General features: G+C 68.1%; 20 protein-coding genes. 10 read left to right on the plus strand and 10 right to left on the minus strand.

Translation table 11 applies throughout. The features are described from left to right. The first annotated feature begins 6 nt into the window (after positions 1 to 6). Positions 7 to 843, plus strand: coding sequence for an enoyl-CoA hydratase/isomerase family protein (locus AC5592_RS32880; protein ID WP_063066429.1), 837 nt, complete (start codon positions 7 to 9; stop codon positions 841 to 843). 120 nt (positions 844 to 963) lie between these two features. Here the strand turns inward: AC5592_RS32880 and AC5592_RS32885 are convergent, their stop codons facing one another. Then, the gene (locus AC5592_RS32885) at positions 964 to 2,004 is read right to left on the minus strand and encodes an acyl-CoA thioesterase (protein WP_063920440.1); all 1,041 of its coding nucleotides are present in this window, start codon (positions 2,002 to 2,004) and stop codon (positions 964 to 966) included. 179 nt (positions 2,005 to 2,183) lie between these two features. Between AC5592_RS32885 and AC5592_RS32890 the strand changes: the two genes are divergently transcribed. Further along, the gene (locus AC5592_RS32890) at positions 2,184 to 3,134 is read left to right on the plus strand and encodes a hypothetical protein (RefSeq protein ID WP_036503874.1); all 951 of its coding nucleotides are present in this window, start codon (positions 2,184 to 2,186) and stop codon (positions 3,132 to 3,134) included. A 50-nt stretch (positions 3,135 to 3,184) separates the two neighbouring features. Here AC5592_RS32890 and AC5592_RS32895 read toward each other — a convergent pair whose 3' ends face one another. The 3 genes from AC5592_RS32895 to AC5592_RS32905 all read right to left on the minus strand — a co-directional run bounded on the left by AC5592_RS32895 (position 3,185) and on the right by AC5592_RS32905 (position 6,031). Further along, entirely contained in the window at positions 3,185 to 4,546 is a 1,362-nt protein-coding gene (locus tag AC5592_RS32895) for a DUF2252 domain-containing protein (RefSeq protein WP_063066430.1), read from the minus strand. Positions 4,547 to 4,674: 128 nt separating this feature from the next. Then, on the minus strand, positions 4,675 to 5,478 hold the full coding sequence (locus AC5592_RS32900) for a hypothetical protein (RefSeq protein WP_063066431.1): 804 nt from the start codon (positions 5,476 to 5,478) through the stop codon (positions 4,675 to 4,677). A gap of 16 nt (positions 5,479 to 5,494) precedes the next feature. After that, complete coding sequence (locus tag AC5592_RS32905) at positions 5,495 to 6,031, minus strand: lipoprotein LpqH (RefSeq protein WP_063066432.1); 537 nt, start codon at positions 6,029 to 6,031, stop codon at positions 5,495 to 5,497. Between the two features lie 178 nt (positions 6,032 to 6,209). On the opposite strand from AC5592_RS32905, the gene AC5592_RS32910 reads away from it, so the two are divergent. The 4 genes from AC5592_RS32910 to AC5592_RS32925 are packed head-to-tail and all read left to right on the plus strand — an operon-like array spanning position 6,210 to position 11,417. Continuing rightward, positions 6,210 to 7,610 carry a hypothetical protein gene (locus AC5592_RS32910; protein WP_063066433.1) on the plus strand — a complete coding sequence of 467 codons (1,401 nt, stop codon included), beginning with the start codon at positions 6,210 to 6,212 and terminating at the stop codon, positions 7,608 to 7,610. Then, positions 7,607 to 8,623 carry a hypothetical protein gene (locus tag AC5592_RS32915; protein ID WP_063066434.1) on the plus strand — a complete coding sequence of 339 codons (1,017 nt, stop codon included), beginning with the start codon at positions 7,607 to 7,609 and terminating at the stop codon, positions 8,621 to 8,623. Before AC5592_RS32910 ends, AC5592_RS32915 begins: the two co-directional genes overlap by 4 nt. Further along, positions 8,623 to 10,143 carry a tetratricopeptide repeat protein gene (locus tag AC5592_RS32920; protein ID WP_063066435.1) on the plus strand — a complete coding sequence of 507 codons (1,521 nt, stop codon included), beginning with the start codon at positions 8,623 to 8,625 and terminating at the stop codon, positions 10,141 to 10,143. Before AC5592_RS32915 ends, AC5592_RS32920 begins: the two co-directional genes overlap by 1 nt. Then, a complete protein-coding gene (locus tag AC5592_RS32925; RefSeq protein WP_063066436.1) occupies positions 10,140 to 11,417 on the plus strand; it encodes a CHAT domain-containing protein in 1,278 nt (425 codons plus the stop codon). Before AC5592_RS32920 ends, AC5592_RS32925 begins: the two co-directional genes overlap by 4 nt. Before the next feature lie 400 nt (positions 11,418 to 11,817). On the opposite strand, the gene ilvC is transcribed toward AC5592_RS32925, so the two are convergent. Genes ilvC through AC5592_RS32940 form a run of 3 tightly spaced genes read right to left on the minus strand, consistent with a single transcriptional unit; the run spans position 11,818 to position 15,334 of the window. Beyond that, a complete protein-coding gene (gene ilvC / locus AC5592_RS32930; RefSeq protein WP_174372318.1) occupies positions 11,818 to 12,819 on the minus strand; it encodes a ketol-acid reductoisomerase in 1,002 nt (333 codons plus the stop codon). Positions 12,820 to 12,869: 50 nt separating this feature from the next. After that, positions 12,870 to 13,373: an acetolactate synthase small subunit gene (ilvN, locus tag AC5592_RS32935; protein WP_036503889.1), complete on the minus strand. Its 504-nt coding sequence runs from the start codon at positions 13,371 to 13,373 to the stop codon at positions 12,870 to 12,872. After that, positions 13,370 to 15,334 (minus strand): acetolactate synthase large subunit, encoded by a 1,965-nt coding sequence (locus AC5592_RS32940; RefSeq protein WP_036503890.1) that lies wholly within the window; start codon positions 15,332 to 15,334, stop codon positions 13,370 to 13,372. Before AC5592_RS32940 ends, ilvN begins: the two co-directional genes overlap by 4 nt. Positions 15,335 to 15,760: 426 nt before the next feature. Here AC5592_RS32940 and AC5592_RS32945 point away from each other — a divergent pair, with 426 nt between their 5' ends. From AC5592_RS32945 to AC5592_RS32955, 3 genes are all read left to right on the plus strand, one after another. Beyond that, on the plus strand, positions 15,761 to 16,261 hold the full coding sequence (locus AC5592_RS32945) for a PH domain-containing protein (RefSeq protein WP_083870975.1): 501 nt from the start codon (positions 15,761 to 15,763) through the stop codon (positions 16,259 to 16,261). A 510-nt stretch (positions 16,262 to 16,771) separates the two neighbouring features. Next, on the plus strand, positions 16,772 to 18,613 hold the full coding sequence (ilvD, locus tag AC5592_RS32950; protein WP_036503891.1) for a dihydroxy-acid dehydratase: 1,842 nt from the start codon (positions 16,772 to 16,774) through the stop codon (positions 18,611 to 18,613). A 411-nt stretch (positions 18,614 to 19,024) separates the two neighbouring features. After that, positions 19,025 to 19,849 carry an alpha/beta fold hydrolase gene (locus AC5592_RS32955; RefSeq protein WP_036503892.1) on the plus strand — a complete coding sequence of 275 codons (825 nt, stop codon included), beginning with the start codon at positions 19,025 to 19,027 and terminating at the stop codon, positions 19,847 to 19,849. Between the two features lie 244 nt (positions 19,850 to 20,093). Here the strand turns inward: AC5592_RS32955 and AC5592_RS32960 are convergent, their stop codons facing one another. Both AC5592_RS32960 and AC5592_RS32965 read right to left on the minus strand, forming a co-directional pair. Next, entirely contained in the window at positions 20,094 to 20,537 is a 444-nt protein-coding gene (locus AC5592_RS32960) for a nuclear transport factor 2 family protein (protein ID WP_036503893.1), read from the minus strand. A gap of 10 nt (positions 20,538 to 20,547) precedes the next feature. Next, complete coding sequence (locus tag AC5592_RS32965) at positions 20,548 to 21,549, minus strand: DoxX family protein (RefSeq protein WP_063066437.1); 1,002 nt, start codon at positions 21,547 to 21,549, stop codon at positions 20,548 to 20,550. A gap of 178 nt (positions 21,550 to 21,727) precedes the next feature. Between AC5592_RS32965 and AC5592_RS32970 the strand changes: the two genes are divergently transcribed. Next, positions 21,728 to 22,858, plus strand: coding sequence for a PQQ-dependent sugar dehydrogenase (locus tag AC5592_RS32970; RefSeq protein ID WP_063066438.1), 1,131 nt, complete (start codon positions 21,728 to 21,730; stop codon positions 22,856 to 22,858). 51 nt (positions 22,859 to 22,909) lie between these two features. On the opposite strand, the gene gatB is transcribed toward AC5592_RS32970, so the two are convergent. After that, positions 22,910 to 24,421 carry an Asp-tRNA(Asn)/Glu-tRNA(Gln) amidotransferase subunit GatB gene (gene gatB, locus AC5592_RS32975; protein ID WP_036503897.1) on the minus strand — a complete coding sequence of 504 codons (1,512 nt, stop codon included), beginning with the start codon at positions 24,419 to 24,421 and terminating at the stop codon, positions 22,910 to 22,912. Positions 24,422 to 24,440 lie beyond the last annotated feature (19 nt).

Genomic DNA, 24,440 nt, shown 5'->3' on the forward strand with positions numbered 1-24,440 from the left:
GCAGGCATGTCCGCGCTGAATATCGAATATCGGCCTTCGGGTGTGGTGGTGTTGACCATCGACCGGCCGCACCGGCGCAATGCGCTGGACAATCAGACCGTCGCCGAATTGCACCGGGTGCTCGACGAGGTGAACGGGAAGCCGGAGGCGCGGGCGCTGGTCATCACCGGTGCGGGAGCGGGGTTCTCCTCCGGTGCCGATCTGAAGTCGAAGCCCGAGGATTTCACGGCCACCGATGCGAGTCCGACCGCGGCGCTGCTGGGCGCGGTGCAGTCGCCGGTCGCGCGGATCTATGCGAGCCAGGAGTTGATGGCCTCGGCGTTCGAGAAGATCCATCGGCTGCGGCAGCCGGTGATCGCGGCGGTGAACGGGGTCGCGGTCGGTGGTGGGTTCGCGCTCGCGCTGGCCTGCGATATCCGGTATGCGAGTCCTAGCGCCCGCTTCGGGGCGGTCTTCATCCGGCACGGGATCTCGGCCTGCGATATGGGTACCAGCTATCACCTGCCGCGATTGGTGGGCGCGTCCCGATCGGCCGAATTGCTGCTCACCGGAAGGGTTTTCGACGCCGACGAGGCCGCGCGGATCGGGCTCGTCCTCGAGGTCGTCGACGAGGACGAGCTGCTGAACCGGGCGATCGCCAAGGCGGAGGAGATCGCCGCCCATTCCCCGCTCGCGGTGTGGATGACCAAGGAGACGATGTGGCAGACGGTGGATGCGCCGAGTCTGCGCCATGCCCTCGACATCGAGAACCGGACTCAGGTGATGTGCAGCGCCACCGGGGAACTCGCGGAATCGTTCGGGGCGTTCCGCGACGGGGACGAGTTCCGTTGGCGCCCATTGTGAACCGGCGGCCCCGCACTAATCGTGCAAACCTGAACTATTGCGAGTTTTCCGCCATTTTCGCTGAGGCTTGCACGAAAAGTTCACCGATGTGCGACGGCAACACGCATCGGCGTTCCCGGCTCAGGACTGGTTCGCCGTGATTCGGAAGTGGTTCGGCTCGGCGTCTTCCGGAACAGCATCCGCGGGCGTGAAATCCTCTACCAGCGAGCGTAATCCGATCAGGTGACGGGCGTGGGCGTCCAGAGCGATGTCCTCGTCGGAGGCCGGGATCCACTGGCGGATCGAGCGCGCTTTGGCGTCCGGGTCCAAGGCGACGACCACGGCCAGGCCGTGGGCCGCCAGTTCCGGTTCGCCGGAATGCGGGTCTGTGGAGGTGACGTGCACGCTGATGTGCATGCTGCGGGGTCCGGTGTGGATCAGCCGGGCCGTCGCCTCCACGGCGTGGCCGATGACGATCGGCCGGTAGAAGCGGATGCCGCCGAAGTACGAGGTCAGGACGTGCTGGCCGGCCCACTTCGCGCCGCAGACGTAGGCCGCTTCATCGATCCACTGCATGGTGCGGCCGCCGTGGACCTTGCCGCCCCAGTTGATGTCGGAGGGAGCGGCGAGGAAGCGCAGGGTCGCGCTGGGCGCCGTCCCCTCCGCGGTGTAGCGCTGGGCGGCCATCGCGGCTTCGATTTCCTTGCGGACGGCGATTCTGACCTTCGCCTGGCGGTGCCGCCGCAATTCCAGGGCGGTGGCCGGATTCCATTGCGGCACTTCGACGGTGCGGCGGTCGCCGTCGACGGCGACGAAGATGGTCAGGCATTGGGCGCTCTGGACCGGCTTCACGCGGGTCGGGTCGGTCGAGTAGACGGTGACCAGGATGTGCATGCTGGTGCGGCCGGTGTGGACCAGGTTGGCGTGCAGTTCGACCAGTTCGCCGACCTCGATGGGGCGGTCGAGGTGGATATTGCCGACGTAGGCGGTGACGCAGTAGTGGCCGCTCCACTGCGCGGCGCCGGCGTAGGCGACCTTGTCGATCCATTCCAGTAGCTTGCCGCCGTCCACGGTGCCGACGATGCCGGCGTCGGCCGGTTTGACCAGGAAGCGGTGGATCACCTCCGCCCGCGGCCCCGCGACGGCCGGGGCGGGCAGATCGGCGGTCAGTGTATTCGGCACAGCGAAAGGTCCCTTTCCGAGAGCGTTGTTTCTTCGCCGACACCGTTGTCCCGAGCACCCTAGGCCGCCGCGGCGGTTACGAGCGAGTAGGCGGTATCCCTCGGAGCGCGCGGGCCGAAGAGTGTCGGTGCGGGTCGCTAGAGTCGGCGCGTACCGGCACGACTACACGGGGCGGAAATATGGGTTACGACATCAGCTTTCATCCGATCGACATGCGCGTGGTGGAGGAACGGATCACCCCGTACCTCGCCGGGCAGGATGTGGAGATCGATGATCTGGTGGCCGATGCGGTACGGCAGGCGAAGGTGCGGTTCCGGGCGAATGCCTGGGGGCTGGGCACCAGCAAGGTCGCAGGCGACCGCGATTTCGATACGTTTCTCTACATCTGGGGGCGGCCGTTCTTCGTCACGGCACAGGATCCGGCAACGGTTGCCGAAACCGTTGTGCGCTACTGTAATTCGTCCGTCGACGAGGTCGACGATCTGGCCCGCGAACAGATCGCGCTCCTCGACCCCGGCCTGGTGAAACACGTCGAACCCGATATGAACGGCACGCTGCCCGCCGACGCGCACCTCGCGGAGGGCTTCCGCTGGAAACTCGATCTGCTCCGCGCCGCCGCACTGGCCGTCCGCGAGGGCCGCTCGACCATCCCCAACGCCGACGGCGACGAGATCCCCGCCGCCGACGCACTGACCGGCAATGTGCACTTCGCGCTGGTCGAATTCCTCGCCGCCCTGCTTCCCGGCTGGATCGAGCGGGGCAAGGTGTGGCCCACCGAACTGGCGGGACGAGCCGCCGTCGACGCCTATCCCCCGATCGACGACAATGCGCCGTTGCTCGGCTGTCTACCCACCGAATTGCCCACGCTGCGTTGGGAATCCGAGTCGATGATCGGCGGGAACTACACCATCGGCGGATACACCGCTCCGGACGATGTCCGCGCCCTGCGCCGGTGGCTCGCGCGCAATATCGAACCGCTCACGGCGGTCGGCGACCAGTGGGACGACCGGCCCTACGTGCAGGGCGCACTCCGAAAAATCGATGAAGCCCTCGCCCTGGCCGAACTCACCGGCTCCGGTTTCGTCGAAGCCGCCGAGATCTACATCCCCATGCAAGGCACCATGAACTAGGGGCAGCCCGGGTTGGTGGGGCTACTCACCAACCCGGGCGCGGTGGACGATCAGTACGCATCGGTCGCTGCCTGCACTCGTCCGGAGTCGATGGCGCGCAACAGTTCTCGATGATCAGCGGCGGTTTGATCGGCGTAGGTCAGGGCGAACTGCGTCATGGCCTTCTCGAAGGCCTCTCCCCCGCCGAGGTAGTCGGCGATGGCGATGCGGTCGCCGGAACGGGCGTGTGCCCGCGCGAGGGTGTGGCCGCAGATTCCGGCGTAGTCGCGCAGGGCGGTCTTCGACATCTGCGTGATGTCGGCGCCGCCCTTCATATCGCGCAACTGCCGGAAGTAGTAGTTGCGGTCGTTCGGGCCGGAGACCCAGCCGAGGAAGATGTCGCTGGAGGTCTGCAGCAGACGCTGGCCGTGCACGACGCGGTGGCCTTGGTGCTGGAAGCGGCTCGGTGCGAGATATGGTTCGAGGACCGACTTTTCGGCCTCCTTCATCTGCAGGAACAGCGGGCCGCCGGTGTCACGGTCGACGGTCAGGATCACATAGCAGCGGGTGCCGACGCTGCCCACGCCGACCACCTTGTGCGCGTAGTCGACGATGCGGTAGCGATCGGCCAGCACCCGCCGCTCCTCCGGCAATGACCGCCGGTAGGCGGTGAACACCTCTTCGACGGTCCGAGCGTCGACGTAGTCGACCGGTGTCAGCAGCGGCGGCCGATGGCGGATGCGCAGCGCTCCCTGCTCGTCGGTGTAGGTGAGTTTGCTCAGCGCGCCGAGGCTGGTGCGTTTGCGGGCCGCATCGAAGGCCCGGTCCACACCCTCGCGAAACTTGGGTCGGCTCACCATATTCGCCACCGTGTCCTCGTCGACCCGCTCGTACCAGACGTCGAGGGAGTCCATGCCGGCCAGGCGCCGCATACATTCCCGGTAGGCCGTGGCCGCGGTCCGAGCCGCGGCGGTGGCCTCCTCGTCGGTGAAGCCCTTCTCCCTGGCCGCCACGACCACACTCGCCACCAGCCTTTTGACGTCCCATTCGAAGGGGCCGGACAGGGTTTCGTCGAAATCGTTGAGATCGAAGACCAGTGACCGTTCCGCTGAGGCGAAGATGCCGAAATTCGACAGGTGCGCGTCACCGCACAACTGCACGGTCAACCCGGTGTGCGGGATCGTGGCGAGGTCGGCCGCCATGATCGCGGGAGCGCCGCGCAGGAACGGGAACTGCCCTGCGGCCATTCGGGCATAGCGAATCGGGACCAGGTCGGGAAGCCGGGTCTCGGCCTGCCGCTCCAGGATCGCGATGGGATCGCGATCGGGGGCGGGACGGAATCCGCCGAGCGACGAGCGGGGAACGGTGGCGCGCACCGCACGCCCCGTGGAGAGGGGTTCGCTGGGAACGGGGTCGGCCACTGTTTTCGTCATGCACCAAGTTTTGCCCCGGCACACGGTTGCGGCAACCATCTGGCGAACACCGTGATCCGCTTGCCGCCGACACGACCGTGCCGCCCTTCGCAGCGCTGGTTCTGCGAAGGGCGGCATACCGGTGTGGTTCATGCGTTGAGCGGGATCGCGATGACCACCTCCTGCTCGTTCTCCGGAAGATAGTGCACCTGGACGATCCGTCCGACCTGCACGTTCGAGACGCCGGCCGGTGGGAGGAACTTCTCCGCGTGGGCGCTGAAGGTGCTGCCGTCGGGCCGGGTGATCGCGAGCCCGAGGTCGATCTTCGCGTAGCCGTTGCGGATTTCGCCGGGCACCGACAGCGACTGCACCACCGCCTGCGCGGCCACGCCGCGACCGGCGATGTCGATCTTGGCCCGCGTGGTGACTCCCTTGCGAATCAGCGATTCGTTCATCGCCTGCTGCGCCGACGCGCTGTCGCCGGATCGATCGACCTCCACCTTGTCGGTTCGTCCGGGCAGATAGCGCACCGGCAGTACGACGCCGGGGCGCAGCAGGGCCAGTTCGGCGAGGGGCACGATCATTTTGGCGGTCGAATCGAAGACCTCGCCATGAGCGCCCTCGACACTGAACTCGATGCGCAGCTGCGGCTGATCGTTGACGGTGAGGCCGGTTTCGCGAGCCGACTTGACGGTCCCGAGGCCGAGCAGGCCGTTGCGGAACTCCGCGCTGTTGCGGCCGGTGAGCGCCGACAGCACGCCCTCGCCGGTGAACGCGAAGACCATCACCACCGTAGTGAGCGCGATGATCGGCAGTGCGAGAAAACCGTTGAGCCAGGCCACGAAACCGGGCTCCCAGGGGCCGGTCGTCCGGTAGGTGAAGCCGTGCCAGAGGTAGGCGCCGACCGCGAAGGCGGCGAAGGCGAGGGCACCGGCCCGTACTGTGGTGCGCACGATGGTTCCTCCCGGCTCAGCCGTTGACGATGGTGGGGCAGGCGAAGGTGATCTCGAACTTCGCGGTGGCGGGGCCGGCCATCGGGTTCGTCATATCCGGCGCGGCGACACCCTCACCGGTGATCTTGTAGGTCTTGCCGTCCTTCGACACGGTGGCCGAGCCGCCCGGCTGGCCGTTGCCGAAGCCGACGGCATACGGCATACCGGAGGCGCCGCCCTTGCTGCCGCCGATGGCGACCGCCTGCACGGTGCCACCCTGTGCGGTGAGGGTGGCGCTGACGCTCAGCTGGCCGTAGGTGGGGTTGGCGGTATCGGTCAAGGCCAGCGCGAGGGTCCCGCCGCGCTGGGCGCAGGTGGTGTCGAAGTTCGCGCTCAGCGCCTTGCCGTCCACGAGGGCAGCGGACTTGCCGCCCGCCGGGGTCTGGGTCGCCGGTGCCGCGGTGGTCGATGCCGGGGCGGCGGTCCCGGAGTCGTCGCCGCAGGCGCCGAGGGTCAGGGTCAGGCCGGCGGCGGCGAGGGTGGCGGCGGCGATCCGGATCTGCTTGGTGCGCATGGTGTTCGTTCCTTCGTTCTCGGTGAGTCCGGCCCTGGGAGCGGGCCGTTGTTCACAAGGTAGGAACGGTTCGCCGCCTACCGATCCCAGGTTTCGGGCCCGGCCGCGGGGCGGTAATCGGGCCTCTGCCCTGGTGGCGGCGGTGGGTTAATCTGACCGAATGCGACGACCGCGCGCCATGGTGCTCGACGAGGTGTGGCGCGGTATCGACGGCGTCGAGGCGCTCAGCGGCGCCCAGGGCGGGCCGCTGCGCCGCACCGTGAAACTGATCCTCGACCCGCTGGTGATCCGCCCTGTCCAGTACCCCGCCTGCGCCGGACCGACGCTCACCGCGGACGGTGCCACCCTGCTCGCGGCCCGCGTCCATGCCGCCGCCGACGTCCTGCGCGCGACCGCGGCCTGGTTCAGCCTGCTCAAACAGGTGCGGCGGTCACTGCGCATCACCGACGGCAACCCGCAGGACCTGTATTTCCAACGCTGCTTCGAACTCGCGACCGTGTCGGGGGCGCCGGATCCGGTGCGTGACAGGCCCACTGCCACAGCCGCATTGCACGACATCCATCACCTGGCGGCCGGGCGCACCACGCAGGCGTTGAAGAACCATCTCACCGATCGCTCCACGACCAGCGAACTCGCGGCGCTGATCGATACCGCGTGGCTCCGGCGACCGCAATCCGCGCCCGCGGTCACCGACCACACCACCGCTCTCGCCGCACTACTCGATTCGTGCGCCACCGCTCGAGCCGATGACGCCGCCCGCGAACTGCGCACCTTGATCACGGAGCGAGCGGGGACGCATTCAGGAATCACGCTGTGGCACAGCGCTTCCGGCGACTCGGCACAGGAACTGGGCCTCACCGCGCACCGCCTGCCGGTGGCCCCCGCGCTCGGTACCGGGGCATCGACCGCGACACTGGCACTGCCGTTCGACCGCACCATCTACGAACGTGTTTTCACGGTGTTGCAGGCCTCCACCGAGCGCTCGGACCTGCCCACGATCCCGGAACTGGTGACCGGGGAGATCGCCCGGAGTTGCGCACCGTGGGCGCTGCTCGACGAATCACTTCGGGTGACAGCGGCAGCGGGCGTGCAACTGGCACGGGGTCTCGCACCTGTCACCGGATCCGATCGGTCGCCCGCGAGTGAACCGGCGACCTCGAGCCACGGCGACTGTGTTCGTGAGATGAGAAGTTCTGCACGCCAGGGCAGTTCCGTTCCACACTGCGGCACCGCCGCCCATCGGGCGATCAACGGGAGGTGGCGGCGCGAGGCCTATGTACTGCAGGCACGCCGCCTCGCCGTGCACGACACCGGGCAGTCGTCCGATCCGCTCGCTGTGATCGCGGCCGAGCTTCGCCGTCCCTGGCGTTCGTATCTGCGGCGGCTGTGGGTTCGCCTGCACGGCCGCGATGTCCGCGGCGCGTCCCTATCGACCGGGCCGCAAACCTCCGAGCTGTGGGATCTGCTCGACGGGGTCGCACGTTCGGTCATCCTCGATCACCGAACGCGGGTGCGGAAGGCGCTGACCGCCAATTCCTTTGCGACCATCGTTGATTCGCTGGAATCGAGGGCCGGATGATGCCCGAGGCCGTATTTCTGCACCGCGACGACGAGGTCGTCATCGTCTCCCCCGCCGGTGCACCCACCGTCCACGACGCGATGCCCGGACTCGACACGCTGGTTCTCGAGGTGATCGGCGGTCATCTGTCGTGGAGTTTGCTGTCCGGGCACACCGTTCCGGCGGCGGTGCTGCACGATCCGGACGCCGCACAGGACTGGCTCTGGGCCGTGTACGGCGAACCGGTGGCGCTCGCTGTCGCCGACGGCCGTTCCGGCGAGCCGGCCGCGACACCGGCGCGTCCCGAATTGGCCTACACCGCACGGCAACTCGGCTATGCGCAGTGGGCCGCGCAGTGGTGGCCCGCATCCACCATCGACGGGATTCCCGCGCTCGATCCCGATGTGCTCGGCCGGGACATCGCGGCTCTCACCGAAGCCTGCGATCTGATCGTCGACGGGTCCGACGCACAGCCGGGGCCGGTGTCACTTTCCGAGGCGGTTGCCCCGCGTCGGCAGGACTATGCCTTGGCGGCCGGTGCCGCCGACGCCGGGCGCACCGGATTGGTGCTGGCCACGGGCACGTCGGGCTGGGATTGGCGCCGGTGCCCTCCGGGCGTGCTGGATGCCTCGGAGTTCGCCGTCTCGTGGCGGCTCACCAGAGAATCCGGCAGCACCTCGGTCGAGGTGCGTGCGGCGGCGGCTCCGCACCTCGATGCCGGTCTGCCTGGGCATCTGTGGCCTCACGCTCGCGTCGTGACCGACTCCGTGCCAACGGATTTCCCGCTGCAGCTCGACGGCGATACCTGGTTCGGCGGAGCGCTGATCGACGCCGAAGGTGTTGTGCGCGTCGATATCTACGTGCCCGGGGTCGGGCCTGTCCCCGACGGGACATCGGCATCGGAGGCCATTTACGGGCCGGGGCAACGGCAGCGGATCAGGGAATTCGTGATCGACCGATTGCGGTCGGCCCAGCCGTCCATGCCGTTACTCGAGGCCGAGCGCGCCGCCGCCGCATCGGATACGGACTTCTGATGGCCGACGCTGTTCCTCCCGGCCTCGAACTGCTCCACGAGGGCGCCGCGGCCCACGCGCGCGGCGACGTCACCGAGGCACTGCGGATATTCGAGCACGCCGCGCACAGCACCACCGGCGGCGTGCGGGTCAGCGCCCTGGTCAATGCGGCGAGTATGCGCGACGAACTCGGCGACCACGCCGGCGCGATCACCGGATTCCGCGCCGTGCTCACCGAAATCCCCGACGACGCGACGGAAAAGCGCGCATCCACCCTCGTCAACTATTCGCAGGCACTGCAGCACGTGGGCGATCTCGACGCCGCGCAGACGGCGCTGGAGCAGGCACGCGATCTTCTCACCGGCCACAGCGAGTTGTCGACGTTGCGGGTCTCGTGCCTGATCTCGCTGACCGCCGTCGCGATGCATCGCAGCCAGTGGGCGCGGGCCATCGAGCTGGCCACCGAATCACTGGAGTTCACCGAGCGATTCGCGCCGCCGTTGCGCGGCCACCCGCTCGCCAATCTCGCGGCCGCGCACTTCGAGTCGGGGCGCGCTGAACTCGGGGTCGACTTCGCCCATCAGGCCCTGACCGCATTCGAGGCAGCCGGCGACGGGAACGGCACGGCCGAAACCCGGCAGACGCTCGCAATGATGTATGCCCGCCTGGGCCGTCCCGACGACGCCGACCGGTATCTCGTTGCCAGCCAACAGTATTTCGAACAGGCCGGTCTCGGCTACCGCGCCGGGCTGGGACTACAGCTGATGGCATATCTCGGCGAACGACACGGCGACCTCGACCACGTCGAACAACTGTATCGCCGCGCGCTGACATCGTTCGAGCAATCCGGTGCGGCGCTCGAATCCGCCGGAGTTCGAATTCGTTTGGCGACACTGGATTTCGCACACGGCCGGGTCGGGGAGGGGCAGGCACAACTGGCGGCCGCCTACGAGATCTATGCGGTGCGCGGGCTCGGTCTGCAGTGCGCGCGGGTCGACTATTGGCATGCCGCGCTGTGGGAGTCGGTCATCGCCGACATGGTCACGCCGCCGCCCGCGGAGGTACTCGCCCTCGCTCGGGACTTGGCCGTCACCTCCGCCCTCGCCATCGACGCGGTGCGCTACAGCTTCGCCAACGGGACCCAGCGTGAACAGTGGAACCGTGAGATCGCCGCACCAGCCGTGCGGCTGGCGTTCCGCTTCGCTCACCTGTGCTGTAACGGCGAGCTGATTGCCGATCTGATCGAGACCGTGTGTGCTGGAACATCTTTCGACACCGGCGCGGTAACCGAAAGCGGACCGCCGAGGCTTCCGTTCGACCCGATACCGACGCCCGACGACGCGTTCGATGGACCCGACGCCGGTTCCCTGCAACTCGGCTCGGCACTGGCCCAGGTCGCCGCTGCGGCCGGGCTGCCTGTCTCCCCACCGCCACGGCTGTCGGTGTCTCCGGATGGCCATATCGCCTTGGACACCTATATCACCGCCGCCGAACAACGCTACGGCCGCAGGGTCCGGGAAGATCGGGTGCTGGTGATATGAGCGAGGAGACACCCGGCGGACAACCGACGGTGATCGTGCGTATGGCCGACGCGGGCGATCTGTATATGTCGTGGCGCTGGCTCGGGGATACCGCGAGTCCGGGCGTGGCCGCGCTGCCCGGCGCCGACATCGACGCCGTGGTGCGGCGGCTCGCGGCGGCACTGCCCGATCCCTCTCGCTCGGGTGGTCTCGAAAAGGCGCTCACCACAGATGCTTTCGCCGCGCGCGATTCTGAATACGCACTGGCGCAGGCACTCAGCCGCGCACTGCTCCCCCAGGCCCTCGCGGTCCAGCTGCACGACCTGCTCGTGCGCGGTGTCCGTCCGCATATCCGGTTGCAGCCGTCGCCGCGAGTCGCGCAGGTGCCGTGGGAAATCATCGCCCCCGATCCGAACCTGCGGCTGATCGATATCGCGGATCTCAGCCTGCTCGCACCGGCGAGTACCGTCCACGCTCCCGGCCGCACCGCGCGCAACTGGGTGGTCGACCGCGAGCTGCCGGTGGTCGCGGTGCTCGATCCGCGTGTGCCGGGATTCCGGGCGGAATCCGAACTCGGTTCGGTGCTCGGACGGATGAGCTCCGGCTCGCCGCTCACGCAGACGGTTTCCGAATACGTTGCGCAGCAGCGTCTTCGGCCGATAGTCGACGACCCGCTGCACGCCTTCCGGCGCACCGATCTCGACCGGTCCCGCCTGAGCGCCCTCCTGCGGGACGGGGCCGCCCGGCTGGTCTACGTCGGCCACGTCACCGCCGAACGCCCGGAATCCGGTCTGAGCGAGAACGCCGAACTCCACCTCGCCTGCACCACCGACACCACCGGTTTCGCCCGGCCGCAGCGCACGCATCGCCCGCTGTCGGCCAAGGATCTGCTGCTGGGCACCCATACGCTGGAGACCGAACCCGTTGCCGGACCGCAACTCTGGCCGATTCCGAGCCGGGTCGCGCTCATCGCCTGCGAAAGCGGCGGCGATCTGCGCTTCACCGAGGCGCTCGGCTTGGTGGCCGCGATGATCCACGGCGGTGCCGAACTCGTCACCGCCACCCGCTGGCCGCTGCCCACCGATCTGGCATTCGAGCGATTCGCGGGCGTTACCGGCGCGACACCGCTGCAAGATGTCATCTGCGCAGTCGACGAGGCGCACGAACAAGTGGAACCCATTGCCGCCCTAGTCAATTGGCAGCGTAAGCGGCTGGCCGCTTGGCGTGAGAGGGGCGCGGTGGAGGACTCACCACTGCTGTGGGCGGCCTTCGCCACCGTCGACGCCGGGAGCTGAGCAGACAGTACGAATGAACCCCGTTGAAACTACCGATGCAGCATCGCCACAACAGTCATCTGATCGAGGATCGAACAAGCCGAACCGGTTGCCGCCCTGGCGAATTGCAGGACGCACGACGCACTGCCCGGGCTGTGGCCGGCATTATCGAGTACTGACCGTCGCGGCGGGCGGCAGTCGCCACAGTCGCCGGGATTGAGCGCTGCGAGACATAGCGAGTGCCGGGCACTCACGTGTGCACCGCCGGTCTCCAGGCAGGGGGAACTGGCGCCGCATCGAAACGATCTTCGTCGTGCGTAGCGCTCGATGAGGCAGATGGGTCGGCTGACCGAACGCCCAGCGCATACGCAACGACCCGCCGGACAAGATTGCCCGGCGGGTCGTTCTGCGGTGGGAAACCTTACGCGGTTTCGGTGATCGGCCGGTCGACCCAGCTCATCAGGTCGCGCAGCTTCTTGCCGGTGACCTCGATCGGGTGCTCGGCGTTCTGCTTGCGCAGGCTCTCGAGCTCCTTGTTACCGCCCTCGACGTTGGCGACCAGGCGCTTGACGAAGGTACCGTCCTGGATGTCCTTCAGGATCGCCTTCATGCGCTCCTTGGTGTCGGCGTCGATGACCCGCGGGCCCGACAGGTAGCCACCGAACTCGGCGGTGTCGGAGACCGAGTAGTTCATCCGCGCGATGCCGCCCTCGTACATCAGGTCGACGATCAGCTTCAGCTCGTGCAGCACCTCGAAGTAGGCCATCTCCGGCGCGTAACCGGCCTCGACCATGACCTCGAAGCCGGTCTTGACCAGCTCTTCGGTACCACCGCAGAGGACGGCCTGCTCACCGAACAGGTCGGTCTCGGTCTCTTCCTTGAAGGTGGTCTTGATGACGCCGGCGCGGGTGCCGCCGATGCCCTTGGCGTAGGACAGCGCCAGGGCCTGGCCCTCACCCTTCGGGTCCTGGTCGATGGCGATCAGGGCCGGGACGCCCTTGCCGTCGACGAACTGGCGGCGCACCAGGTGGCCGGGGCCCTTGGGGGCGACCATGCCGATGGTGACGTTGGCCGGAGCCTTGATCAGGCCGAAGTGGATGTTCAGGCCGTGGCCGAAGAACAGGGCGTCGCCGTCCTTCAGGTTCGGCTCGATGTCCTCGGTGAAGATCTTGGCCTGCGCGGTGTCGGGGGCGAGCAGCATGATGACGTCCGCCCACTCCGAGACCTCGGCGGGAGTGCCGACGGTCAGGCCGGCCTCTTCGGCCTTGGCCCGCGACTTGGAGCCTTCCTTGAGGCCGATGCGCACCTCGACGCCGGAGTCACGCAGGCTCAGCGAGTGTGCGTGGCCCTGGGAGCCGTAGCCGATCACGGCGACCTTGCGGCCCTGGATGATCGACAGATCGGCGTCGTCGTCGTAGAACATCTCGACTGCCACTGTGGTTGTGTCCCTTCGTTGATTCTTCTGAATAAGTGTTAGCGGGTCGCGGTGATCGACTTCGGCCCGCGACCGACGGCCACCACGCCGGATTGCACGATCTCACGGATGCCGTACGGTTCCAGCATCCGCAGCAGCGCCTCGAGCTTGGACCGGGTGCCGGTCGCCTCGATGGTCAGCGCGTCGGGCGACACGTCGATGACCTTAGCCCGGAACAGGTTGGCCGATTCGATCACCTGGGTGCGCACACTGGCATCGGCACGCACCTTCACCAGGATCAGTTCGCGGGCCACCGAGGCGTCGGCGTCCTGCTCCACGATCTTGATGACGTTCACCAGTTTGTTGAGCTGCTTGGTCACCTGCTCCAGCGGCAGATCCTCCACGGTGACGACGATGGTCATCCGCGAGATCTCCGGAACTTCGGTGCCACCCACGGCCAGGGATTCGATATTGAATCCACGCCGGGAGAACAGACTCGCCACCCGCGCCAGCACGCCGGGTTTGTCCTCCACCAGCACGCTGAGGGTATGGGTCGTGCTCACAGGTTGGTCTCCTTCTGCGAGGCCCGTTCGTGCGCCGACAGGGTCGCCTTGTCGTGCGACATGGCCTCATGGATGACGGCGGGCTCGGAGGCCTGCTCGTCCTCGTCGAACAGGGGGCGGATGCCGCGGGCGGCCATGATCTCGTCGTTGGAGGTGCCGGCGGCGACCATCGGCCACACCTGCGCGTCCTTGCCGACGATGAAGTCGATCACCACGGGACGGTCGTTGATCGACTGCGCCTCGCGGATGGCGGCCTCGACGTCCTCTTCCTTCTCCACCCGGATGCCGTGGCAGCCCAGCGCTTCGGCGAGCTTCACGAAATCGGGGATGCGCAGGGTGTGGGTGCCCAGGTCGGTGTTGGAGTAGCGCTTCTCGTAGAACAGGGTCTGCCACTGCCGGACCATGCCCAGGTTGCCGTTGTTGATCAGCGCGACCTTGATCGGCACGCCCTCGACGGCACAGGTGGCCAGCTCCTGGTTGGTCATCTGGAAGCAGCCGTCACCATCGACCGCCCACACCTCTTTGTCCGGCGCGCCCATCTTGGCGCCCATCGCCGCGGGCACGGCGTAGCCCATGGTGCCCAGGCCACCGGAGTTGAGCCAGGTGCGCGGCTTCTCGTACTTGACGAACTGCGCGGCCCACATCTGGTGCTGGCCGACACCGGCGACGTAGATCGCCTCCGGTCCGGCGAGGCGGCCCAGGGTCTCGATGACGTACTCCGGCGACAGCGAGCCGTCGGAGGTGGGGCCGTAGCCGAGCGGGTACTGCTTGCGCACACCGTCGAGGTAGGTCCACCAGGACGCCAGATCCAGCAGCGGAGCCTCGGCGTTGGTGAAGGCCGGATCGGACTTGAGGGTCTCGATCAGTTCGGTGATGACCTCACGGCAGTCGCCCACGATCGGCACATCGGCGTGGCGGTTCTTGCCGATCTCGGCGGGGTCGATATCGGCGTGGATCACCTTCGCGTGCGGGGCGAAGGAATCCAGCTGACCGGTGACGCGGTCGTCGAAGCGGGCGCCCAGCGTGATCAGCAGGTCCGACTTCTGCAGAGCGGCAACGGCTCCCACGGTGCCGTGCATACCGGGCATACCCATGTTGAGGGTGTGGCTGTCGGGGAACGCGCCGCGCGCCATCAGGGTGGTGACCACCGGGATGCCGGTCAGCTCGGCCAGTTCCAACAGCTCCGGCGAGGCGTCGGCCTTGATCACGCCGCCGCCGACGTAGAGCACGGGAGCCTTGGCCTCGGCGATCATGCGGGCCGCCTCGCGCACCTGCTTGCCGTGCGGCTTGGTCACCGGGCGGTAGCCGGGCAACCGCATCTCCGGCGGCCAGCTGAAGGTGGTCTGCGCCTGCAGCACGTCCTTCGGGATGTCGACCAGCACCGCGCCCGGGCGGCCGGACGAGGCCAGGTGGAACGCCTCGGCGATGATGCGCGGGATGTCGATGGCGTCGTTGACCAGGAAGTTGTGTTTGGTGCACGCCATGGTGATGCCGGAGATGTCGGCTTCCTGGAAGGCGTCGGTACCGATCAGGCCACGGCCGACCTGTCCGGTGATCGCCACCAGCGGCACCGAATCCATCTGCGCGTCCGCGATCGGGGTCACCAGGTTGGTCGCGCCCGGACCGGATGTGGCCATACACACACCGACCTTGCCGGTGGCCTGGGCGTAACCGGTCGCCGCATGTCCGGCGCCCTGCTCGTGGCGGACCAGCACGTGGCGCACGCGCGTGGAGTCGAAGAGCGGGTCGTAGACGGGGAGAATCGCACCACCCGGAATGCCGAATACCGTGTCGACGCCGAGCTCCTCGAGGGAGCGGACGACGGACTGGGCGCCGGTCACCTTCTCGGGCGGGACCTGGCGGCGGTTTCCGGTCGCGGCCGCAGCCGCGGGAGTCGGCTGGGAAGCCGAGGGCGCTGGCCTGCGGGCCGAGGGCCCGGGCCGTGCGGTTGGTGCGCTCACCGTCTTTTTCCTTACTGCTTGTCGTTCACCGCTTCGCTCTCACGGGGCGCCTGCGCGGCGCTCGAGCGAACATCGAAGCCGTGAACACAACTTGTCCGAACACAAAAAAGCCCCCGTCAGCCGATGGCTGAGCGAGGGTGGCGCGTCGCAGTTGCGAGCTTGACGTAGTCGACCTCGAGTCGTCAGGCTCAGCGCTGGACGCGCCGGCCGATTACGAGAAGCTCGTTTCGATTCACGCGCTCGACGGTATGCGCGCGAGAGTCGATGAGTCAAATTACTTGACGTGCGGTGTCTCATTATGTGAGACGGGGCGGTTCGAGTGTCGCTTCACCATGATGCGAGGATGGGGGTGTGTCATCGCCGCAGCAGTCCGTGCCACCAGCTCAATCGTCCCACACCGCCGAGGGCGGATCCGATACGGGGCGTGTGATCCGTATTCCCCGGCTGGCGCATCTCGGGGTGTTCATCCTGCTGTTCTGCGCGGCGTTCCCGTTCTTCGGCTGGCCGGCGGTGCTGTGGATCCTGTTCCTCATTCCGATCGCGGCCGCGTGGTGGGTCGAACGCTCCCGCACCACGGTGTCGGCCGGTGGACTCGATCTGCGGACGATTTTCGGTTCCCGGCACGTCGACTGGTCGCAGATTCAGGGGCTGCGGATCCCCAAGCGCGGCTGGGTGCGCGCCCATCTGAGCGACGACTCCGAGGTGGCTCTGCCGGCGGTGAGCTACGACCGATTGAAGGATCTGGTCGCGGCCTCGGACGGGCGGATTCCGGATCCGTTCGCGCGGCCGGAGAAGAGCGCGGCGAGCGCGGAGGACAAGAGCGGCGGCGGCCAGGAAGGCAGCGCCGACGAGACCCCGGAATCCGGTGCAGCGGACAGCTCGTCGACCGACGCTGCCGACAAGCCGGACACCCCCACGGACGACTGAGCGAACTACTTCTTCAACTCCGCCGCTTCGGCGGGTTGTCGCAGCACGACCGCGGCGATCGAGTGGGATGTTTCACACTCTCGCGCCAACCCCGAACGCCGGGAACAAATCCGAGCTTTCGCGGCGCTGCCCTGAGGACGTCCCCACTCGGGGCGCAGTCGCCGCGATCATCGCATCGCGGTGCGGGTCCGTGGTCGAGACCCCACCCGGTGACGGCCGCTCGGACCGGCTCGACGTGCGTCGTGCTGCCGCGCCACCCCGCGGCCGCACGACCACCCGCCTCCGGTGAGCACGCTCCGGTGGCGGGAGTAACGTTGAAGCGCCGAACAGACACTCTGCTCTTGCGAACAGACACCTCTGCCGACGACACCACTCGCCGAAGAGACGCTCCGCACGGTGGCCGACCAGCCCTCGGCCCCGGCGACCCACCGGACGATGAGCACCGACGAGCAGAGCCCTGCCCGAGTAGAGCCGCTCCGGCCACCGCGCCGACCACCGAGGACCGAATTCATGCCACCGCTTCGCTCACGCACCACCACCGCCGGACGCAATGCCGCAGGCGCACGCGCACTCTGGCGGGCCACCGGCCTGACCGACTCCGATTTCGGTAAGCCGATCGTCGCGATCGCGAACTCCTACACCCAATTCGTGCCCGGCCACGTGCATCTCAAGGATGTCGGCGAGATAGTCGCCGACGCGGTGCGCGCCGCCGGCGGTGTGCCGCGCGAATTCCACACCATCGCCGTCGACGACGGCATCGCGATGGGTCACGGCGGCATGCTCTACTCGCTGCCCAGCCGCGAAATCATCGCGGACTCGGTCGAATACATGGTCAACGCGCACACCGCCGACGCGCTGGTGTGTATCTCCAACTGCGACAAGATCACTCCCGGCATGCTCAACGCCGCCATGCGGCTGAACATCCCGACCGTGTTCGTCTCCGGCGGTCCGATGGAGGCCGGTAAGGCCGTGGTCGTCGGCGGTGTGGCCCAGGCGCCCACCGATCTGATCACCGCGATCGCCGCCAGCGCCTCCACCGAGGTCAGCGACGAGGGCCTCAGCGAAGTCGAGCGCAGCGCCTGCCCGACCTGCGGTTCCTGTTCCGGCATGTTCACCGCGAACTCGATGAACTGCCTCACCGAGGCACTGGGCCTGGCACTGCCCGGCAACGGCTCCACCCTCGCCACCCACGCGGCGCGGCGGGCCCTGTTCGAGCGGGCCGGCAGCACCGTCGTCGACATCGCCAACCGCTGGTACCGCGACGACGACGATTCCGTCCTGCCGCGAAACGTCGCCAACGCCAAGGCCTTCCGCAACGCGATGGCCCTCGACGTCGCGATGGGCGGTTCCACCAACACGGTGCTGCACACCCTGGCCGCCGCGCAGGAAGGCGAGATCGATTTCGACCTCGCCACCATCGACGAGATCTCGCGCCGGGTGCCCTGCCTGTCGAAGGTCTCCCCCAACTCCGACTACCACATGGAAGATGTGCACCGCGCCGGTGGCATCCCCGCCATCCTGGGCGAACTGCGCCGCGGCGGACTGCTGGAAACCGATGTGACCACCGTGCACACCGCCTCCTTCGACGAGTGGCTCGATACCTGGGACATCCGCTCCGGCAAGGCCTCCGACGAAGCGATCGAACTGTTCCACGCCGCGCCCGGCGGCGTGCGGACCACCGTGCCGTTCTCCACCGAGAACCGCTGGTCCTCGCTCGACACCGATGCCGAGGGCGGATGCATCCGCGATATCGCGCACGCCTACACCGTCGAAGGCGGCCTGTGCGTGCTGCGGGGCAATATCGCCCTCGATGGCGCCATCCTGAAAACCGCCGGTATCGACGAGGATCTGTTCACCTTCGAAGGACCGGCCGTGGTGCTGGAATCCCAGGAGGACGCGGTTTCGGCGATCCTCGGCAAGAAGATCACCCCCGGCGACGTCGTCGTGATCCGGTACGAAGGCCCCGCCGGCGGCCCGGGTATGCAGGAGATGCTGCACCCCACCTCGTTCCTCAAGGGCCTCGGCCTGGGCAAGGTGTGCGCGCTGATCACCGACGGCCGCTTCTCCGGCGGCACCTCCGGGTTGTCCATCGGGCACATCTCCCCCGAGGCGGCCAGCGGCGGCGCCATCGGCCTGATCGAGAACGGCGACCGCATCCGCATCGACGTGCACACCCGTGCGCTGGAGCTGCTGGTCGACGACGAGGTGCTCGCCGAGCGCCGCGCCAAGATGGAAGCGCGGGAACGGCCGTGGCAGCCGGTGCAGCGCGACCGGCCGATCACCACCGCGCTGCGGGCCTACGCCGCACTGGCCACCTCCGCCGACAAGGGCGCCGTCCGCCGCGTGCCCTAGGCTGTGCCGCCTCCCCGCGTTCCTGCGTGCCGTGGGGTGCGGGAAGGGGGTGTCGGTCTCGCGTCAGGTGATCGACCACGTTTGGTGTGCTCGGTGAGTTACCGAGGTCCATATCGAACCTCAGCCGCAGGTCAGAGCGACACAGTATCGCCTGACCTGCGGCTGATCGTCGTCTGTTCGCCGGCAACCGGCACGGCGTCCCGCCCTGCCGAGGAGTGATCGCCCCACGATCCGGCGACCGCGAACCGGGATGGCGGAAAAAGGGGGATTCGTGGCGCGCACAGCGGGGCGCGCCATGTCCGAATCGAGCAACATTTGTCTGGCGCCGACCGTTCAGAAGCGTCGTCGCCCCAACCGGTTCCGGTCGCGACCTGCGGGCAACAACCGAGAATCCGATCACGAGGAGTCCCCATGCCTTTCATTACAACGTCGGACGGCGTCGACATCTACTACAAGGACTGGGGCAGCGGACAGCCCATCGTCTTCAGCCACGGCTGGCCTCTGTCCTCGGATGACTGGGACGCACAACTGATGTTCTTCTTGTCCCACGGTTTCCGGGTGGTTGCTCACGACCGGCGCGGACACGGCCGTTCCGCTCAGGTCGCCGACGGGCACGATATGGACCACTACGCCGATGACCTGGCCGCCGTGGTCACCCATCTCGATCTGACGAACGCGGTTCATATCGGTCATTCCACCGGCGGCGGGGAGGTCGTGCGTTATCTGACCCGCCACGGACAGGATCGGGCGGCAAAAGCCGTTCTGATCAGTGCGGTGCCGCCGATCATGGTGAAGACCGCCGACAATCCGGGTGGATTGGACAAGTCGGTCTTCGATGACATCCAGGAGCAGGTCGCCACCCGCCGGTCGGACTTCTTCCGCACGTTCGCCGAAGGACCGTTCTACGGCTACAACCGGCCCGGCGCACAGCCCTCCGAAGGAGTGATCGCGAACTGGTGGCGCCAAGGTATGACCGGCGGCGCCAAAGCCCACTACGACGGTGTCGTCGCATTTTCCCAGACCGACTTCACCGATGAGCTCACGAAGATCACGATCCCCACCCTCGTCATGCACGGAGAGGATGACCAGGTGGTCCCGATCGAGAACACCGGCATCCGCTCGGCCGAACTGTTGCCCAACAGCACCCTCAAGACCTATCCGGGTTTCCCGCACGGGATGCCGACGACCGAAGCCGCGACCATCAACGCCGACCTGCTCGCATTCATTCGTAGCTGAGCGGTCGTTCCGCGCCGGAGCTCATCCGGGCCGGTCCGCCGGATCTGCGGCAGTTGGGCGACCAGTGACCCCTGTGCATGCGAAACCGATGTCGCCCGAGTGAAAGATCGGAAGACGGGTCGCCCCGCTGCGGCGGGGCGGCCCTTTCGCTTCCGGGGCGGGGGTAATCATCGAGTGCGCGAAACGGCTGCTCTCCGACGGGAGCGGCCGTTTTCAGTGGGTTGTAGTCGGACGTCGCAGCTACCTACCTGCGCAGGTGATGGCTGACGTCGCCGATGAGGTCCATGGTGACCGCGCGTTCGGCGAAGGCCCAGGTGCCGTCGGTGCGGTGGAAGCGGTCGGCGTAGCGGCCGCTCACGATGGGTTGCAGTGGTAGGTCGGGGGTGGCTTGCAGGACGGTGAAATACGATCTGGCCGTGGCAGTGCCCTCGGCCTCGTCGACCTCGATCACCAGGTTTGTGACCAGGTGTTTCGTGCGGGGAGTGCCGTCGTCGTAGCGGATCACGGTGGCGGACAGCATCTTCTCCACGGCGGCGCTGCCCTCGATCCGCGCGCCGCTGCCGCCGAAGCTGCCCGTGGCGAACAGGGCTCCGACGCCGCCGAAGTCGCCCTGGTCGACCAGCAGGGCGTAGTCGGCGATCAGGCGCTCGATCGCTCGGTGACTCGACGGCTCAACGGGATTCGACACGGGGACGACTCTAGAAGATCCCCACGAACGGGTTGCCGCCGTGCAGGAAGATCCAGCCCGCGGCCGCTGCCCCGAGTGCCAGGACCAGGCAGACGAACGAACCCCACGACGGGCGGACGGCCCAGCCGCGGTTGCGGTCGAACGACAGGCGGCCCGGGCCGGTGAGGATCAGCGAGGCCGCCGCGCCGGCGAGGATCGACTCCAATTCGACCGGGCGGTACTGGAAGTCGGGAGCCATGCCCTGCTTCCACAGCCACGCGGTCGAGATCGAGGCCAGGACCGCGCCGGCCGCCAGCGGGGTGGCCAGGCCGAGGATGATCAGCGCGCCGCCGCCGACCTCGGAGACGGTGAGCATCGCGGTGGACAGTTCGATGTGCTTCCAGCCGCCCTGTTCGAGCATGTGCCGGGTGCCGTCCAGACCGGGTCCGTGGAACCAGCCCGCCAGCTTCTGCAGGCCGTGGTACAGGAAGGTGAGGCCGACGGTCAGGCGCAAACCCAGCAAGCCCAGATCCAGTGTGCCGCGGCGATATTCGCGCGGGCGACGGAGACGCTCGGTCTCGCCGTTGGCCCGGGCGGGAGGGATCGTGGCGAAGGCATAGGTGGGCGCTTCCGCATCGGCGGGCGCGGCGCCGCCCGGAGCAGTGCCGGGATGCTCGGCGTCGGGGTGTTCCGCGCCGGGATGCTCGGTGCCGGTGGGCTCGGCGCCGGGGTGGTCGGTGCCCCGGGCAGCGCCGGGGTGCGCTGCGCTCGCGGCGGTAGCGCCGGCGGCCGCGGTGCCGGTGGGGCCCTTCGTCGCCTTCGTGGCGCCGGTGTGCTCGGCACCCGCGGCCGGTACGTCCGGGTCCAGGCCCAAATCGTCCTCGGTCCGCGGAACATCCTTGCCCACCGCGGGTTTCACCGAGGGGAATTCGCCGGTCGGATTGTCGTAGGGGCTGCCTGCCGTCGGTCCGGAGCCCGACGGCCGCCCCGACGGCTGATTCGATTCCGGTGTTTGATTCGGCTTGTCCGTCACGGGCACAGAGTATGACGCCGAACGAGCGGGCGCGTGGTCCGGTCCCGGCGTGTCAGCCGCGCCCGGCAGGTCCTGCGGCGCGCCTCGCCAGCACGAACCGGAGTCGCCGTGACGGTCCGCGCGGTGTGGCCCGGCCCCCTGCGAGCGCGCGCGGCGGTATTTCCGTAACGTTTGGGCAATGAGTGTGGTTGTCGTCGGCCGTGTCGCGTCGATCCTCGCCGTCACCGCCGGCCTGGTGGTCGGCTGTGCCCGCTTCGACGATTCCGCGTCCAAACCGTTCACTCCCGCGCCCACCATCGAACCCGAGGGGCAGGGTCCGACCAGCGAACCGAAAACTCCGCCGCCGACCGGGCAGCGCCCCACCGGGCCGTGTATCGATCCCGATCCGGCGGTCGTGGTGTCGTGCCTGGACACCACCGGCGGGCTGACGGTCCTGCCGGACGGGCAGCAGGCATTGGTCACCGAGCGCACCACGGGGCGCATTCTGAAGGTCACCGCCGTCGATCCGAGCCAGGCGCCGCCGCAGCCGCTCGAGGTCGCCCGGGTCGACGTCGACGGGGCAGGCGACGGTGGGCTGAGCGATGTCGCGCTCTCACCGAGCTACGGCGAGGACGGCTTGGTCTACGCCTACATCACCACCGCCTCGGACAATCGCGTCGTGCGCATCGGCGCGGGCGGCGATCCGAAACCGATTCTCACCGGAATTCCCAAGGGCGCCAACGGAAATCACGGTTCACTCGCCTTCGTCTCACCGACCAAGCTGGCGGTGCTGACCGGTGACGCCGGCAATTCGGGCGCGGCGAACAACCCCGGATCCCTGGCGGGCAAGCTGCTCGAGATCGACGATCCGGCGCCGGGCAACGCCAATCCGAAGGTGGTGGCGTCGGGCATCGGCACCGCGGGCGGAGTGTGCCCCGACCACAAGGACACCATCTGGTTCACAGACCGCACCGCCACCGAGGACCGGCTGCAGCGCCTGGGACCCGACGGCGCCGTCGCCACCGCATGGACGTGGCCGGACAAACCGGGTGCGGGTGGCTGCGCGGCCGCGGTGGACGGCGTCGCGGTCTCGATGTCGGGCGCCAAGGCGCTGGCCTTCGCCGACGCCGACCCCACCACCCACGCGGTGACCACCGCCCCGACGATGGTGGCCCAGGACAAATACGGCTCCCTCGGCGGCGCCGCGCTGGGCGCCGACGGCAACGTCTGGGTGGGGACGGTCAACAAGCCCGCCGCCGCGGGCCCGCTGGACGACCGGATCGTGCGCATCCCACCGCCGAAGGGCGGCGCGGGCGGCGGACCGGACTAGCGCTCCGTCGAAGGCCCGGCCGCAGTGGACCGGGCCTCGGGGGTCGAGAACTCAGGCGGCGCCGCAGGCGGCGAGGACCAGTTCGCGGACGCGGGCGGCGTCGGCCTGGCCGCGGGTCGCCTTCATGACGTCGCCGACGATCTTGCCGGCGGCCTGGACCTTGCCGGAGCGGATCTTGTCGGCGATGTCCGGATTGGCGGCCAGGGCCTTGTCGACCTCGGATTGCAGGGCCGAATCGTCGGACACCATGCCCAGCCCCTTGGCCTCGACGATCTGCCCCGGATCGCCCTCACCGGCCAGCACGAAATCGACGACCTGGCGCGCGACCTTGGAGTTGACGGTCTTGGCGTCGACCAGCGCCACCACCTCGGCGACCTGCTTCGGCGTGATCGGCAGATCCTCGAGCGCGACCTCACGCTCCTTGGCCTGCTCGGTGAGGTAGTTGACCCACCAAGCGCGGGCGGCGTCGACCGTGGTGCCGGCGTCGACGGTGGCGATGATCAGGTCGAGCGCGCCGGCGTTGATCAGATCGCGGAACACCTCGTCGGACAGACCCCATTCGGCCTGGATGCGGGCGCGGCGCAGCCACGGGTATTCGGGGATGGTGCCGCGCAGCTTCTCGACCCAGTCGGCGTCGGGTGCGATCGGCTCGAGGTCCGGCTCCGGGAAGTAGCGGTAGTCCTCGGCGGTTTCCTTCACCCGGCCCGGGGAGGTGGAGCCGTCGCTCTCGTGGAAGTGCCGGGTCTCCTGGATCACGGTGCCGCCGGAGCTGAGCACCGCGCCCTGGCGGCGCATCTCGTAGCGCACCGCGACCTCGACGCTGCGCAGCGAGTTCACGTTCTTGGTCTCGGTGCGGGTGCCGAATTCCTTGGCGCCCTTGGCCATCAGCGATACGTTGGCATCGCAGCGCAGCGAACCCTGCTCCATCTTCACGTCGGAGACGTCGAGCGCCTTCAGCAGATCGCGCAGTGCGGTGACGTAGGCGCGCGCCACCTCGGGGGCCCGTTCACCGGCGCCGGTGATCGGCTTGGTGACGATCTCGATCAGCGGCACGCCGGCCCGGTTGTAGTCCAGCAGCGAATGGCTCGCGCCGTGGATGCGGCCGGTGGCGCCGCCCACGTGCAGGGACTTACCGGTGTCCTCCTCCATGTGGGCACGTTCGATGTCGACCCGGAAGACGGAGCCGTCGTCGAGCACCACATCGAGGTAGCCGTCGGTGGCGATCGGCTCGTCGTACTGGCTGATCTGGTAGTTCTTCGGCTGATCCGGGTAGAAGTAGTTCTTGCGCGCGAATCGGCCCCACGGGGTGATCGAGCAGTTCAGCGCGAGACCGATGCGGATCGCCGACTCCACGGCCTGCTGGTTGACCACCGGCAGCGAACCCGGCAGGCCCAGACATACCGGGCAGACCTGCGTGTTCGGCTCGGCGCCGAAGGCCGTCGGGCACCCGCAGAACATCTTGGTTTCGGTGCCCAGTTCGACGTGCACCTCCATGCCCAGCACCGGCTCGTACCGGTCGATGACGTCGGCATAGTCCATCAAGTCCACCGTGGGTGCAGTCATGGCCACCAGTTTATGTAAG

It is taken from the genome of Nocardia violaceofusca NBRC 14427 (genome assembly GCF_963869435.1).
Taxonomy (GTDB): Bacteria; Actinomycetota; Actinomycetes; order Mycobacteriales; family Mycobacteriaceae; genus Nocardia; species Nocardia aobensis.

Coding starts and splice junctions, on each gene's coding strand:
- AC5592_RS32880 (WP_063066429.1), top strand. CDS start 7: ATGTCCGCGCTGAATATCGAATATCGGCCTTCGGGTGTGGTGGTGTTG.
- AC5592_RS32890 (WP_036503874.1), top strand. CDS start 2,184: ATGGGTTACGACATCAGCTTTCATCCGATCGACATGCGCGTGGTGGAG.
- AC5592_RS32895 (WP_063066430.1), bottom strand. CDS start 4,546: ATGACGAAAACAGTGGCCGACCCCGTTCCCAGCGAACCCCTCTCCACG.
- AC5592_RS32905 (WP_063066432.1), bottom strand. CDS start 6,031: ATGCGCACCAAGCAGATCCGGATCGCCGCCGCCACCCTCGCCGCCGCC.
- AC5592_RS32910 (WP_063066433.1), top strand. CDS start 6,210: ATGGTGCTCGACGAGGTGTGGCGCGGTATCGACGGCGTCGAGGCGCTC.
- AC5592_RS32915 (WP_063066434.1), top strand. CDS start 7,607: ATGATGCCCGAGGCCGTATTTCTGCACCGCGACGACGAGGTCGTCATC.
- AC5592_RS32920 (WP_063066435.1), top strand. CDS start 8,623: ATGGCCGACGCTGTTCCTCCCGGCCTCGAACTGCTCCACGAGGGCGCC.
- AC5592_RS32925 (WP_063066436.1), top strand. CDS start 10,140: ATGAGCGAGGAGACACCCGGCGGACAACCGACGGTGATCGTGCGTATG.
- ilvC (WP_174372318.1), bottom strand. CDS start 12,819: ATGTTCTACGACGACGACGCCGATCTGTCGATCATCCAGGGCCGCAAG.
- ilvD (WP_036503891.1), top strand. CDS start 16,772: ATGCCACCGCTTCGCTCACGCACCACCACCGCCGGACGCAATGCCGCA.
- AC5592_RS32955 (WP_036503892.1), top strand. CDS start 19,025: ATGCCTTTCATTACAACGTCGGACGGCGTCGACATCTACTACAAGGAC.
- AC5592_RS32970 (WP_063066438.1), top strand. CDS start 21,728: ATGAGTGTGGTTGTCGTCGGCCGTGTCGCGTCGATCCTCGCCGTCACC.
- gatB (WP_036503897.1), bottom strand. CDS start 24,421: ATGACTGCACCCACGGTGGACTTGATGGACTATGCCGACGTCATCGAC.